Source organism: Kushneria konosiri (assembly GCF_002155145.1).
GTDB lineage: Bacteria > Pseudomonadota > Gammaproteobacteria > Pseudomonadales > Halomonadaceae > Kushneria > Kushneria konosiri.
On sequence record NZ_CP021323.1, the window covers coordinates 255183 to 268950 of the forward strand.

11 protein-coding genes and 1 tRNA gene are annotated in these 13768 nt (G+C 59.2%); 7 read left to right on the forward strand and 5 right to left on the reverse strand.

Annotation, left to right across the window (positions count from 1 at the left end):
• Positions 1-77 precede the first annotated feature (77 nt).
• Positions 78-848, reverse strand: coding sequence for a methyltransferase domain-containing protein (locus B9G99_RS01285; protein ID WP_086620399.1), 771 nt, complete (start codon positions 846-848; stop codon positions 78-80).
• Between the two features lie 74 nt (positions 849-922).
• On the opposite strand from B9G99_RS01285, the gene B9G99_RS01290 reads away from it, so the two are divergent.
• Positions 923-999: transfer RNA gene (locus tag B9G99_RS01290), tRNA-Arg, on the forward strand.
• A 22-nt stretch (positions 1000-1021) separates the two neighbouring features.
• Here B9G99_RS01290 and B9G99_RS01295 read toward each other — a convergent pair.
• Together B9G99_RS01295 and B9G99_RS01300 are read right to left on the reverse strand one after the other, a co-directional pair.
• On the reverse strand, positions 1022-1444 hold the full coding sequence (locus B9G99_RS01295) for a GNAT family acetyltransferase (RefSeq protein WP_086620400.1): 423 nt from the start codon (positions 1442-1444) through the stop codon (positions 1022-1024).
• A gap of 50 nt (positions 1445-1494) precedes the next feature.
• Entirely contained in the window at positions 1495-2421 is a 927-nt protein-coding gene (locus B9G99_RS01300) for a LysR family transcriptional regulator (protein WP_086620401.1), read from the reverse strand.
• Positions 2422-2604: 183 nt separating this feature from the next.
• Here B9G99_RS01300 and B9G99_RS01305 point away from each other — a divergent pair, with 183 nt between their 5' ends.
• The 5 genes from B9G99_RS01305 to B9G99_RS01330 all read left to right on the forward strand — a co-directional run bounded on the left by B9G99_RS01305 (position 2605) and on the right by B9G99_RS01330 (position 9664).
• A complete protein-coding gene (locus tag B9G99_RS01305; protein ID WP_086620402.1) occupies positions 2605-3669 on the forward strand; it encodes a 4-oxalomesaconate tautomerase in 1065 nt (354 codons plus the stop codon).
• A gap of 430 nt (positions 3670-4099) precedes the next feature.
• Complete coding sequence (locus B9G99_RS01310; protein WP_227875872.1) at positions 4100-5149, forward strand: type 2 periplasmic-binding domain-containing protein; 1050 nt, start codon at positions 4100-4102, stop codon at positions 5147-5149.
• Between the two features lie 54 nt (positions 5150-5203).
• Entirely contained in the window at positions 5204-7165 is a 1962-nt protein-coding gene (locus B9G99_RS01315) for a tripartite tricarboxylate transporter permease (RefSeq protein ID WP_086620403.1), read from the forward strand.
• Between the two features lie 247 nt (positions 7166-7412).
• Positions 7413-8471, forward strand: coding sequence for an acyltransferase family protein (locus B9G99_RS01320; RefSeq protein WP_086620404.1), 1059 nt, complete (start codon positions 7413-7415; stop codon positions 8469-8471).
• A gap of 587 nt (positions 8472-9058) precedes the next feature.
• Complete coding sequence (locus B9G99_RS01330) at positions 9059-9664, forward strand: HAD family hydrolase (RefSeq protein ID WP_086620405.1); 606 nt, start codon at positions 9059-9061, stop codon at positions 9662-9664.
• 32 nt (positions 9665-9696) lie between these two features.
• Here B9G99_RS01330 and B9G99_RS01335 read toward each other — a convergent pair whose 3' ends face one another.
• Positions 9697-10932 (reverse strand): MFS transporter, encoded by a 1236-nt coding sequence (locus B9G99_RS01335; RefSeq protein ID WP_086623209.1) that lies wholly within the window; start codon positions 10930-10932, stop codon positions 9697-9699.
• Positions 10933-11308: 376 nt separating this feature from the next.
• Here B9G99_RS01335 and B9G99_RS01340 point away from each other — a divergent pair, with 376 nt between their 5' ends.
• A complete protein-coding gene (locus B9G99_RS01340) occupies positions 11309-12505 on the forward strand; it encodes a CynX/NimT family MFS transporter (RefSeq protein ID WP_086620406.1) in 1197 nt (398 codons plus the stop codon).
• A gap of 99 nt (positions 12506-12604) precedes the next feature.
• Here B9G99_RS01340 and nspC read toward each other — a convergent pair whose 3' ends face one another.
• Complete coding sequence (gene nspC, locus B9G99_RS01345; RefSeq protein ID WP_086620407.1) at positions 12605-13762, reverse strand: carboxynorspermidine decarboxylase; 1158 nt, start codon at positions 13760-13762, stop codon at positions 12605-12607.
• Between the last annotated feature and the right edge of the window lie 6 nt (positions 13763-13768).

Here is a 13768-nt window from a genome sequence, read left to right on the forward strand (position 1 = left end):
CTGTGGCATGACCAAAAAAGGATAACGGTATATCGACGGATTGATGCGGCAACACACCTCGAATGGGGTGAAGAATATCAGCCTGGGCGATAAACACTGTAATGAAGATAGCGACCCAGCCGCCAATAGGGTTCCTGTCGGCAATAGCGATGCTCGAGCTCAAACAGCCTTTCCAGCGTAGCCTCATCCGGGTCGCGCTCACGCAGATAGTCGTGAAAGACACGAATGCCCGTGACGGCATGCACTTCAAGCCCTGCCTCATTCAGCCAGCGCACGATATCGTCATGGCGCAGCGGTGAGATGGGCGTCAGGCGCTTGCGCTTGCCAAAACCTGCCAGCTGATCATCAAGTACCTTTTGCAGGTTGCCCTTCACCACGTTGGAGAAGCGCAACGCATCCTCGTTGAACACCATCAGCGATAGCCAACCATCAGGTGCCAGCTGCTCGGCCAGTCGATGAACCGCTGCTTCGGGATCGATCAGCCACTCCAGCACCGCATGGCAGAACATCAAAGGCCATGGCCCGGGCGCCACCTCGGACAGATTCTGCAGATCACACTGATAAAAACGGGCGTCATGCCCCTCCAGACGCTCGCGTGCCGCGGCAAGCATATCTTCCGCCGGCTCCAGCAGCGTCACTGGATGGCCCTTTTCTGCGGCCCAGTGTGCCATCTGGCCCAGCCCCGCACCGACATCCAACAGAGACTGTCCGGCCAGTGGGATGGAGGACTCGATGGCCCGTGTCAGCAGCGACAGGCGCAGCCGTCCGCGAGAGTGGTTATACAGGGCGTGTTCGAACTTCTCGGCCATGCCGTTGAAGTGGCGATCTGTCGTGATGCGTTCTTTCATGCGAACTCGATGGGCGGCGTTAATTCGTCAGGGTTTCACTATACGCATGAAATCCCTATAATGGCGCCCGCTTCGCCCCCGTAGCTCAGCTGGATAGAGCGTCCCCCTCCTAAGGGGAAGGTCTCAGGTTCGAATCCTGACGGGGGCGCCAGCCCTTCCCTCCTGTCATATATCTAATCGTCTTCGATAAGCCGCTTGCCCATCGTTACGACCTCGTTTTCCTCAAATCCCATCGCACGATAATACGCCTCCAGTTCTGGCTGACCGCGACGCACCATCAGCATGATCTTCGGGCACCCCCGCTCAATCAAAAGCCGTTCCGCCTGCTCGATCAGCGCCCGACCGTGACCTCGTCGCTGCTCATCGGGATCAACCGCCAGGTAATAGAGCCAGCCACGGTGGCCGTCAAACCCCACCATGGCGGAGGCCATGACACGATTTTTCTCATCGATGCCGACCAGAAACAGCACCGGGTCTTCACTGCATTTACGCTCAATGTCCAAAGCGGGATCGTTCCATGGGCGCGTCAGGCCGCAGCGCTGCCAGAGCGCGATGACGGCTTTCTGGTCCTCGGGCCTGAAGGTTCGAATCTGCATGCTGTCGCCCTTTTGAATGAGAGATGTGGTGGGCAGGTTTATCCAAGCCACTATCCGGGAATGGAAGGCTCGGTGGTTTCACCATCCGGCGTTCGCCACTGTGACAGCAGGGTTTCAACAAAACGCTCTGCTGCCGGTGACAAATGACTGTTGCGATGACGCACCAGACCCAGCGTTCTGCGAATCACGGGGTCGATCAACGGGCGCTGTATGAGCGTTGCGTGCTCCTGCCTTGGCATGGCCAGACGCGGCACGGCAGCGACCCCCAGCCCGGCCTCGACCATGCCCAGCGACGTGGAAAGATGCTGCACTTCAAAAAACCAGGTGGGCCTGTTTTCAAGCGAGGCCAGCTCATGGTCTATCAGTGTTCGGTTGCCACTGGCACGCCCGACACCAATCATCCGATGCCGGCTTAATTCACTCCAGCGCACCTGCTTGCGTGAGGCAAACTCATGATCGGACCGACAGGCCAGTACAAAGGGCTCTACTACCAGCGGCGTGAACTCGATATCCGGATGCTGCCCACTCAGCATGTTGATGCCGACATCGGCCTCACCGCTGAGCACGGCTTCAAGCCCCTCATTGGCGCTTAAATCCAGTAGACGAATACGAATGTTGGGGTACTGCGCGTTGAAGTCGCGGATGACCGAGGGCAGAAAATAAAAGGCCGCCGTAGGAATGCAGGCCAGCGTGATCTGCCCGATCCGGTGCTCTGCCAGCGCCTTGATATTGAAGACAGCATGATCGAAATCGTCGATCAGGCGGCGGGCCTGAGGATAGAAATCCCGGCCTACGGCGGTCATGCCGACATGTCGTGTGGTTCTTGACAGCAGCGATGTCCCCAGCGCCTGCTCAAGTTTCTGGATACGCCTGCTCAGCGCCGGCTGTGACACGTTGAGCGCCTCAGCCGCCGCGTGAAAGCTTTCCAGCTCCACCACCTTCAAAAAGGCCAGAATGTGTTGCAGTTCGTAATGCATTCCCTGCCCTCCCGGAAAAATATCGAGTTTTGATAATGAGCTTATGCCTCATCACATAGCGACCTTACCGTTTTGATTCTCTACACGCATCAATAACGCAAACAGTTGCATTGGAACAATAAAAACAGGCGTGCGATTTTCAGTGCCATCCGAAGCCGAGCCTTTGCTGGAAGGAAGTTACTGATGCATGCCATTCCCTGTGTCTTGATGCGTGGCGGGACCTCAAAGGGGCCCTTTTTTCTGGCAGGAGATCTCCCTGATGACGAAAATGCGCGCAACGAACTGCTGCTGCAGTTGATGGGTTCGGGCAATGAGCTTGAAATAGATGGCATCGGTGGTGGGTATCCCCAAACCAGCAAGGTTGCCATTGTGGGGCCGTCGTCAACCGAAGGCGTCGATGTCGACTACCTGTTCGTACAGGTCATGGTCGAACAGCGACGTGTCGATGTTTCCCCCAACTGCGGCAACATGCTGAGTGCCGTTGGGCCGTTTGCCATCGAAAAAGGGTTGGTTAAACCGTCAGGCGATACCACCTGCGTGCGTATTCGCAACGTCAATACCGATACGCTGATAGAGGCCACTGTTCAGACCCCCAACGGGCAGGTTCGCTACGATGGCGATGCCGCCATTGATGGCGTCCCCGGCACGGCCGCTCCCATTCATCTGACGTTTCTCAACGCCATCGGTGCGCGCACCGGCAAGCTGTATCCGACCGGGCAGAGCCGGGACACCTTTGACGGTGTTGAAGTGAGCTGCGTGGATGCGGCCATGCCGATGGTGCTGATCCATGCCTCATCAATGGGAAAGCGGGGGGATGAAACGCCCGCCGAGCTCGATGATGACAAGGTCTTCATGGCACGGCTGGAGCTGATTCGATGCCAGGCCGGACTAGCGATGGGATTTGGAGATGTCAGTGAGAAGGTCATTCCCAAGCCGGTGCTTGTCAGTAATGGCCACCCTGATGCCCCGCTGACCGTGCGCTATTTCATGCCACATCGCTGCCACAAGGCGCTCGCCATTACCGGCGCCGTGGGACTTGCCATTGCCTGCAGCAACGGCGAAAGCCTGATTCGCGATCTGATTGACCCACAGACTCTCAAGGGAGAAATGGATATAGCACACCCCAGCGGTCGACTGAGCGTGGCCATGACGACTGATGAGTCCGGGCAGGCACCGATCTGCTCGCTGCTTCGTACAGCCAGGCGCCTTTTTAGTGGCGAAGTATTCGTTTCTGCCGCCAACAATTAACGATCCCCCTTGCTGCATCATCTTCAAGCGCCCTCTCAAGGGCGCTTTTTTATATCAGTTCTCAAGGTTCTCGAGCACCGCCCTGCCGTGATCAGGGCAAATTTCCCGGATTGCCTGTTAAACATTGGTATATAGCCGGCCTGAAAATTGGAAACACGAAATTTCCCTCCCTTCGCGCCAGGCCCTGATCTGACGGGGCCGATTGAAACCTTTCGCCCATTAATGCAATAGAGACATCAAAACAGCCGATTGAATGCATTGGAATGATCGATGACAACTATGCGAGCTTGTCGCCTAACCACTGCGCCGGGCCTACGCCGTCAGCGCAGAACCCATTAAAAAACCGTGCATGAGGTGAGCGATGTTTGGACGCAAAAAACATCACCCGGGGAAGTTTGGACGAGTGCTGATGCTGGCCCTGGTAACGGCAATGGCATTTCAATCATCGCAGGCTTCGGAAACGGCCAAAACGCCAGTGCCTGACACCCTGACGTGGACGGTACCTTTTGGCGTCGGTGGCGGTACCGATGTCTGGGCACGGTTCATGTCCCACTGGGTGGGCGAGTCGCTTGAGAATCATCCGGCCATTGTCATCAACAATGTGCCGGGTGGCGGCTCGATTACCGGCGCGAATCTTTTCTATAGCCGCGCACGCAGCAATGGCGCCGAAATGATCGTCACCTCGGCCTCAACCCAATACCCGGCCATGCTGAAAGACCCCAGGGTTCGGTTCGACTACAGTCGCTGGACGCCCATTATTGCGGCCCCCACCGGTGGGGTAGTGTATGCCCAGTCCAGCATGGGCGAGGACCCCAAAAAGATCATGGAGCACCTGCGCCAGCATGAGACCAAGTTCGGCGCCCAGACCCCGACCGGTCTGGAACTGCCGATTCTGCTGGCCTTTGACATGCTGGGACTACAGGTCGACCCGGTGTTTGGCATGCGCAGCCGCGGCGAAGGACGCCTGGCCTTTGAACGAGGCGAGGCCGGCATCGATTTTCAGACAACCTCGGCCTACTTCAGTAGCGTCACCCCACTGGTCAAATCAGGTCAGGCCGTTCCCCTGTTTTCACTGGGCGTCATGAACGATGACAACATCATCGTGCGCGACCCTGCCTTCCCGGACCTGCCGACCTTCAGCGAGCTCTATCTCGCCCAGCCAGACACCAGCCGTGACGACATGGCCTATCAGGTCTATCACAAGTTTTTCGCCTCGGGATATGCCCTCCAGAAGCTGCTGCTGGTCCCCAGGGATATCGATGCCTCACTGCTTGCGACCTATCTTGATGCCGCCCGGAAGCTGGCCAAAAACCCCGAGTTTCTGGAAGCCGCGCGTCAGCGCATCGGGCCCTATGACCCGGTCACAGGCGAGGTCGCGGCCCGTCAGCTTGAAGCGGCCATGCAGATGAGTCAGGAGCGCCGTCAATGGATCGTCGATTGGCTCAAGCAAAGGCACGACATTCGTGTGGTGACGCAATGAATTTGAGCCTTCCTGAAACAATCGCATCACATCAGGTAATCGAGGACCTGCATCATGTTTGAATCAATGGTCTCAGGGATCGGTCAGATCCTGACGGTCTCCCATCTTTTATATATGTGCCTTGGCGTCTCGGTAGGGCTGCTGGTCGGTATCATTCCGGGCCTGGGCGGAATTGCCGGAATGGCGCTGCTGCTTCCCTTCCTTTATGGCATGGACCCCGGCCTGGCCCTGGGTATGCTGATGGGCATGGTGGCGGTCATTCCCACCGGAGATACCTTCGCCTCGGTTCTGATGGGCATCCCCGGTTCGAGCTCCTCTCAGGCCACCGTCATGGACGGCTTTCCGCTGGCCAAAAAGGGGCAGGCTGCCCGCGCCCTTTCAAGTGCCTTTCTGTCATCACTGTGTGGCGGGGTCATTGGTGCGCTGATCCTGACCATTTTCATCCTGATGGCTCGACCGCTGGTCCTGGGCTTTTCCTCATCAGAGCTTTTTGTTCTGACCATGCTGGGTCTGGCCATGGTGGCGGTACTCTCCGGCGGTCAGCTCTTCAAGGGCATTGCCGCCTGCGGCCTGGGGCTACTGGTTGGCGCCATGGGGACGGCACCGGCCACGGGCGAATTTCGTCTTAACATGGGTATCGAGTATCTGTTTGACGGTATCCCGCTGGTCGTCGTGGGTCTGGGTATTTTTGCCATCCCGGAAATCATCGAGCTGATGATTCAGAAAAGCAGCATCGCACGGGATCAGGCCGGACTGGGCAAGGGCTGGAAACGCGGCGTTCTGGATGTCTGGCAAAATCGTGGACTGGTCGCTCGCTGCGCCGGGATCGGCAGTATCATCGGCACCATCCCCGGGCTTGCCGGCTCGGTGGTCGACTGGCTGACCTACGGCTATGCCAGCCGAACGGTCAAGGGTGAAAAGCATTTTGGTCAGGGCGACATTCGTGGCGTCATTGCGCCTGAATCTGCCAATAACGCCTGTGCCTGCGGTGCCATGGTGCCGACGCTGCTGTTTGGTGTGCCCGGCTCGGGTACAGCCGCCATTTTCCTGGGCGGCCTGCTGCTGCTGGGGCTTGAGCCCGGTGTCAGCATGATCACCACGCATCTGGATCTGACCTACAACATTATCTGGTCGCTGGCGCTGGCCAACATTCTGGGCGCCGCCTTTTGCCTGATGCTGGCAAGACCCGTGGCACAGCTGACGCGCGTCCCGTTTGCCCTGATCGCGCCCGTCATCACGATGCTGGTGCTGTTTGCCGCCTATCAGGCAACGCGCTCGCTGGGAGACTGGTACTCCCTGATTGCCATAGGCGCCATTGGCCTGATGTTCAAGCAGGCCGGCTGGTCCAGACCGGCCTTTCTAATCGGATTTGTACTGGCGCCCGGCGCTGAAACGTATTTCTATCAGAGCATTCAGTTCAATGGTCTGGCCGGGTTTATGCGCCCGGGGGTTCTGATCATCCTGTCGATCACTGCACTGGCACTGCTCTACCCGCTGGGCAGAAAGCTGCTGGCACGTCGCCGAAATACGGCCTCTGACAAGACAGCGGCAACCACCGTCGTTGAAAAGACCCAGGCAACATGGGGCGTTGTGGACATGATCCTGGTCGTGGGCATGCTGCTGGTCGCGGCCCTGTCCTGGTACGACGTCCGTGACATCTCCTTTATCGCCCATGTCTTCCCGATGCTCTCCATTGTCTTTCTGGGCGGTGGTGCTCTGGCGGTCGCCATTCAGATTCGAACGGAAGGCGCCATTCGTGTCGAGCAGCCGGCTCTTCAGGGCCTGTGCTGGCTGGCCGGTCTTCTGATGGTTGTTGTCGTGGCCTCTGTACTGGGATTTGTCAGCACTGCTGCCCTGGGCAGTCTTCTTTTCCTGACATTTGTGGCAAGGGCACACTGGCTGACCATCGTATTGATCACGCTGGGGATCGTGGCCTTTTTGCTCGGCATGCAATCGCTCCTTTCACTCCAATATCCTTCAGGCCTGCTGGACGGTCTGATTCTTCCCTCCAGTTGAAACAAGTGACGACGCAAACAAGCCCCGCCATGTGCGGGGCTTTTTTACGCGACGAACAGGCATCATCAGTGTCCACGGTACTCATCAAGCCAGAGCTTGCGAGGCCGCAATGGCGCCTTAACAGAGCACGACCCACACAACCACAAGATATAAGAATCCACTTAAAAAAACGTAATGCATACATGAATACACACAATCTCATCTAATATAGCCGCTCCTACCAAAGCACTACAAAAGACGATTATTTATGACACGCAGCGCACAGCGCATCGATTGGATCGATGCGGCCAAGGGGGCCTGTATTCTCGCGGTGGTGGTGTACCACTTCGATATTTTCATCTATCAGGGCATGCATGGCGGGCATCCCATTGTCGCCTTGTGGGATGGTGTCATTTCGGCGCTCAGGCCGTTGCGCATGCCGCTTTTCTTTTTGATTTCGGGCTATCTGGCCAGTACCAGCATCAGCCGTCGCAGCTGGGCGCAGATACGAACCAAAAAGATTGCCTCACTACTCTGGGTATATGTTCTCTGGGCGGTCATCTACTGGGTCATCGTGGTTCATATCCTGCCCGGAAATCCCTGGTTTGAAAGCAGCTTCAATCAGGATATGACCATGAAGGATTTTATCCGACGCATGGTGACGGCCAACATTTCCCTCTGGTATCTGTACGCGCTGGTTCTCTATTTCATGGCGGCCAAGCTGATGCGCTCTGCCACCATCGCCATCGGCCTTGGCATCGTGGCCAATATTGCCACGTACCTTGTGTTTGATCCTTCCAACTGGGGCATGCGCAGTCTGGTCGGCTATTTCGTGTTTTTTGCGATCGGCGCCTACGCCAGGGATTTCATCACCACACATTACGCCGCCTTCAACCTCAAGCGCTTTACGGCAACTCTGGCATTGACGTTGCTGGGCTTGGCCATTGCCGGTCATTTCAGTCTGCTGGGCGCGCCCGGCGTTGAGATGCTGCTGGGTGTGGTGATGGTCTCAACAACCATCGACGCCTTTGCACTGGCCTGTCGCCACATGAATCTGCACTACCTGTGCCTGATTGGCCGTCAGACCCTGCCAATTTACGTGATGCACCGCATCGTGCTGCATTTCATGTCGCCCTATATGCCAGAGACCACCAACAGCTTTTTGATCGCCATTGAGCCCGTGATCGCGACGCTTGCCATCACGGTCGCCTGTCTGATGCTCTATCATGGCCTGCTGCACTCCAGCACCAAGGCGCGCGGCCTGTTTGCCATGCCGCACACCGTGCGTCGCGTCGCGTATCGCGCTGGCGTCTTGAAGCCGGTGTAACCAACCCGGGCCCCTGCCGATGTGATTCGACAGGGGCCCGGTGGATTTATAGTGAAGGGCCGTACTAGCGTGGATATCCGCCGTACTATCCATCCCGCCCGTCAAAGCCATCCTGCCCGTCAGCGCCATCCTGTCCGTCGATACCCTTACCGCCGTCGCCGCCATCGCCTCCCGGGCCACCATCGCCGCCGTCACCGCCTCGGCCGCCATTTCCTCCTTTACCTCCGGCACCGCCCTTGCCACCGTTGCCCCATCTATACCGGCCACGCCTGCCCCACCGTGACCGCCCTGCGGACAGGCCGTCGTGCCGTGTTTACCGTCTTCGCCCGGCGCACCGTTGAGCTGGCGACAGTCCGTGGGATTGTCGCCAGCGAGTACCGGGCCGGATGCTGACGTCAGCAGCATGGCGCCTGTCAGAAGGATTGTTTTGGCAATGCGCATTGAAGCCTCCTTTGACGTTGCAGGACCTGTCCATGGTTTGGTCAGCCCCATGACGTTCCCTTCAACTGAAGAAATCTTCAAGACGACTCTACCAACTTCGTTCGGACGTGCCACCATGACAGTATCTTTCTGACCATGGGTGTTTCATGACCATCGCTTCTCTCAACGACTGCCGCCACTGGGTCTTCGATATGGATGGCACACTGACCGTGGGCATTCATGACTTTGCGTTCATTCGACGTGAGCTTGAAGTGCCGGATGACAGCGACATTCTCGAACATCTCGAATCGCTGCCAGAGGCCGAGCGCCGGGCCAGCCACGAATGGCTGATGGCGCATGAGCGCGAACTGGCGGCGCGCTCGACGCCTGCAGACGGCGCCATGGCACTGATCCGGGAGCTGTGTGAGCGCGATGTTCGATTGGGCATTCTGACGCGCAATGCACGTGAGCTGGCGCACATCACGCTGGAGGTGATCGGACTGGCGCAGTGCTTTGATCGCGCTGATGTGCTGGGTCGCGAAGACGCTGCGCCCAAGCCGCATCCGGAGGGGCTTGAGCACTTCATCAAACGCTGGGGCGTGGCGCCCTCGGAGATCGTGATGGTCGGCGATAGCCCGCTGGACATGCAGTGCGGGCGCGCAGCGGGCACCCGTACCGTGCTGGTCAATGTGCCGGAGAATGCCTGTCCCGAGGCCACCGACCATCACCTGGCCGATTGTCATGCGCTGATGGCCGCGCTGCGCCGGTCATGATGCGGCCTGCATACAGGGAACCGGACAAGAGCTCAGTTGCAGACCGAACGCTCGGTGTCACAGGCCTTCAGGTCGATGTCCACCGGTTGCGTGCGTACCCCGGCCACTACCAGCGCCGCACCGGCCAACAGCATCGTGCTGGCCGTGGCGCAGACGGCGAGTACACCGCCGATGCCAAAGACAACGCCTCCCGCGGCCGCCCCCAGGGCGATGGCCAGCTGAATCGATGCGACGATCAAGCCGCCGCCGCTTTCGGCTTCATCCGGCACGACACGAGTGATCCAGGTCGACCAGGCCACCGGCACGGCGCCAAAGGCGAACCCCCACAGTGCGACCATGAGCGCATCAGTCCCCATTGAGTAGCCGCCCAGCGTCGCCAGCAACCAGCCCAGCAGACCCATGATCAACGGCATTAGCAGCAACGTTAGACGCAAGCTGCGCTCAAGCAGGTATCCCGCGGCCAGAGTCCCGACGAAGTTTGCCACTCCGAACGCCAGCAGGGTCGATGACAGCGCATTGATGCCCATGTGCGACACGCCTTCGAGAAACGGACGGACATAGGTAAAGAAAGCGAAATGACCGCAGAACACGAGCAGGATGGCCACGAAGCCGACCATCATGCCCGGCCGCTTCATAACGCTCACCAGCGTACCTGGCGGCGAAGGCCGCTCCGGCGTCATGCGCGGCAGGGTGGCATACTGAAACATCAGCGTCAGCACCGATATGGCCGTCGTGAGCAGAAACACGTTACGCCAGCCGACCAGCTCGCCGAGATAGCTGCCCAGTGCCGCGGCACTGATGGTGGCAATGGGAACGCCGGCAAACAGTATCGATAGTGCGCGGGGCACGTCGTGCTCCGGCACCAGTCGCATGACGGTAGCGGCGGAGAGTGCCCAGAATCCGCCCAGCGCCACGCCCAGCAGCATCCGCCCGGCCAGCAGCCAGATCAGATCCGGCGCATAGGCGACCAGTAGATTGGCGGAAATCATCAGTAGCGAAAACGCCAGCAGCACGTGGCGACGGTCGAGCCGCTGGGTGACAGAGGTCACCAACAGCCCCGACAGTAACGCCACCACCGCTGTCACCGTGACGGCCTGTCCCGCCTGGCCCTCGCTGATCGCCAGCGAGTTCGCCATTGGCGTCAGCAAACTCGCCGGTAGAAACTCGGCCATCACCAGGCTGAACACGCCCAGCGTCAACGAGAAAACAGCGCGCCAGGCGCCTCGTGACGCGCCCGGTGCAGGCGAATCGTGCAGGTCATTCGTCATGTGGGACATCCATTGATCATCGAGATGCCGCATAGACTAAAGTAGCACCCCGGAACCGACCATCATTAAAGCTCTAAAATCCTCGATCAAAGTGATAAAACCCTCAATGTCTCAGCTGGCCACCCTACGCCCGCGCGTAACCTTCGACCGGCCGATGCTGCCGGAGTCCTGTCGCGATATGCAGACGTGATGGGCGCCAGCATTGTCCATGGCTGAGTCAAATGTGACGGCACAGAGACCCGCGGTATAAACCACGCGCACAACAATGGTGAGGAACAGGCATTTGACTGCGACGACCGATCGCACAACCGCTATCCTGATCCATCGCTCTGCCCCAGAATGGGGCACTTTTTTGTTTTGAAGGGAATGTTGTGGCATGTCATCGGTGAGCTATACGAACAAGGGATCTCGGGCGGCACTGGCGCTGGCAGGCCTGTTGCTGGTGGCCATCAACCTGAGACCGGCGCTGACCAGCGTCTCGCCGGTACTTAAAAATATCGCCGAGGGGCTGTCGCTATCACCGGCCGCACAGGGGGTTCTGACCACGCTGCCAGTGATCTGTCTCGGACTGGCTGCGCCGCTGGCGCCTAAAATGTCACGACGCATCGGGCCCGAGCGCACCATTTTCATCATTTTGATCCTGCTGGCCGTGACGCTGCTGGTGCGCCCCTTCAGCGGTATGCTGGGGCTTTTCGTATTCACCGCACTGGCCGGGGCCTGCATCGGCATCATGAACGTCCTGCTGCCGGGCATCGTCAAGCGCGACTTCCCGACCCGGGTCAGTCTCATGACCGGCCTTTATACCGTGGCGCTCAATCTGGGCGCTTCGATGGCCGCCGGCGCTACCGAGCCGCTGCGTCAGGCCTTTGGTCATCAGTGGGCGCCCTCGCTCGCCTTCTGGCTGGTACCGGCCGTCATTGCCGCGCTGATCTGGATTCCCCAGCTTCGTGTCACGCATACCGTTCGCGTGCGCCCACGGGATGGTCATTCTCTCTATCGCAATGGACTGGCCTGGCAGGTGACGCTCTTCATGGGGCTGCAGTCATCACTGGCCTACACGGTGTTCGGCTGGCTGCCGACCATTTTGCAGGACCGTGGCGTGGCACCGGTAACGGCAGGCCTGGCGCTATCGGTCTCGATTCTGTGTCAGGTGATCACCGCCATTGTGGCCCCGCTGATTGGCGGGCGAATGAAGGATCAGCGCGCGGTATTGATCAGTGTGATGCTGCTCACCCTCTGTGGTCTGGCGGGCTGCCTGTACGCCCCCATACAGAGCGTCTGGCTGTGGGTGGTGATTCTGGGGCTGGGCCAGGGCGGTACGTTCAGCATGGCGCTGACGCTACTGGCCCTTCGCGCGCCGGATGCCGACACCGCCGCCGAACTGTCCGGGATGGCGCAGGGGTTTGGTTACGTGCTGGCCGCCTTCGGCCCGCTGCTGGTCGGGCTTTTGCACGACTGGTCCGGCGGATGGGATGTGGTGGGCATTTTGCTGGGTCTGATCGGACTGAGCGCCATGATCGTGGCGTTGGGCGCCGGTCGAGACCGTCTGGTCAGGCAGCACGATACAACCTGATCAACTCGATCGCTGCCCTCCGGTATTCGGAACCTGGCTGTCCCATAAAAAACGCCCCGCTTGTGCGGGGCGTCAGACTTGATCATGACAGCGACAGAATCAGCTCAAACGCTGCATGTAATCGACGTAGCCGAAGGTTCTGACCGTTCGAATCTCGCGGCTGGTTTCATCGACCCGGCAGATCGAGGGCAGTCGAATGCCATTGAAGGTGGTGGTCTTGACCATGGTGTAGTGCGCCATGTCGGTAAAGACCAGCCGATCGCCGATGTTGAGTGGGGCATCGAAGGCGTAGTCACCGATGACGTCACCGGCCAGACAGGTCATGCCGCCCAGTCGATAGGTATACGCCTTCTCTCCCGGGTGTGCACCGCCGATGATCTCGGGGCGATACGGCATCTCCAGCACGTCCGGCATGTGGGCGGTGGCAGAGGTATCGAGAATCGCGATCGGTCCATTGTTGTCGATGATATCCAGTACGGTGGTCACCAGATAGCCGGTATTGAGCGCGATTGCCTCGCCCGGTTCCAGATAAACCTCCAGATGCGGATAGCGCTCGCGGAACTCACGAATCACGCGTACCAGCCGTGTTACGTCATAGTCTTCACGCGTGATGTGGTGTCCGCCGCCGAAGTTGACCCAGCGCATTTCACTCAGATACTGGCCGAACTTCTGCTCGAACGCCGCCAGCGTCTCTTCCAGCGCATCACTGTTTTGCTCACACAGGGTGTGAAAGTGAAGCCCTTCGAGACCCTCAAGGTCGCCCGGAGCAAGATCGCCTGCGCGGGTGCCCAGTCGTGAGCCGGCCGCACAGGGATCATAAAGCGCCACGGCGCCAGTGGAGTGTTCGGGATTGACCCGCAGCCCACAGGAGATGCGCCGCGGCGCTGCCGTGACCGTGTCGCGATGGCGCCGCCACTGACCTGGTGAGTTGAAGCTCAGGTGATCGGCGTAGCGCAGCACTTCCGCTATCTCGGCCTCGTTAAAGGCCGGCGAATAGACATGCACCTCGCCGCCAAAGGTCTCGGCACCCAGCCGCGCTTCATCCTGACCGCTGGCCGTGGTGCCTACCAGATACTCTCGCACCAGCGGAAAGCTGTCCCAAAGGGCAAAGCCCTTCAGGGCCAGCAGGATTTTCGCCCCGCTGTCCTTTTGCACCTGCCCAAGCCGCTCGAGATTGCGTCTGAGCAGCGCGTCATCAACCACATAGGCCGGCGACGGGCAGGCGTGGATGTCGAAGTCGATACGGTGATCGCTCATCAACGC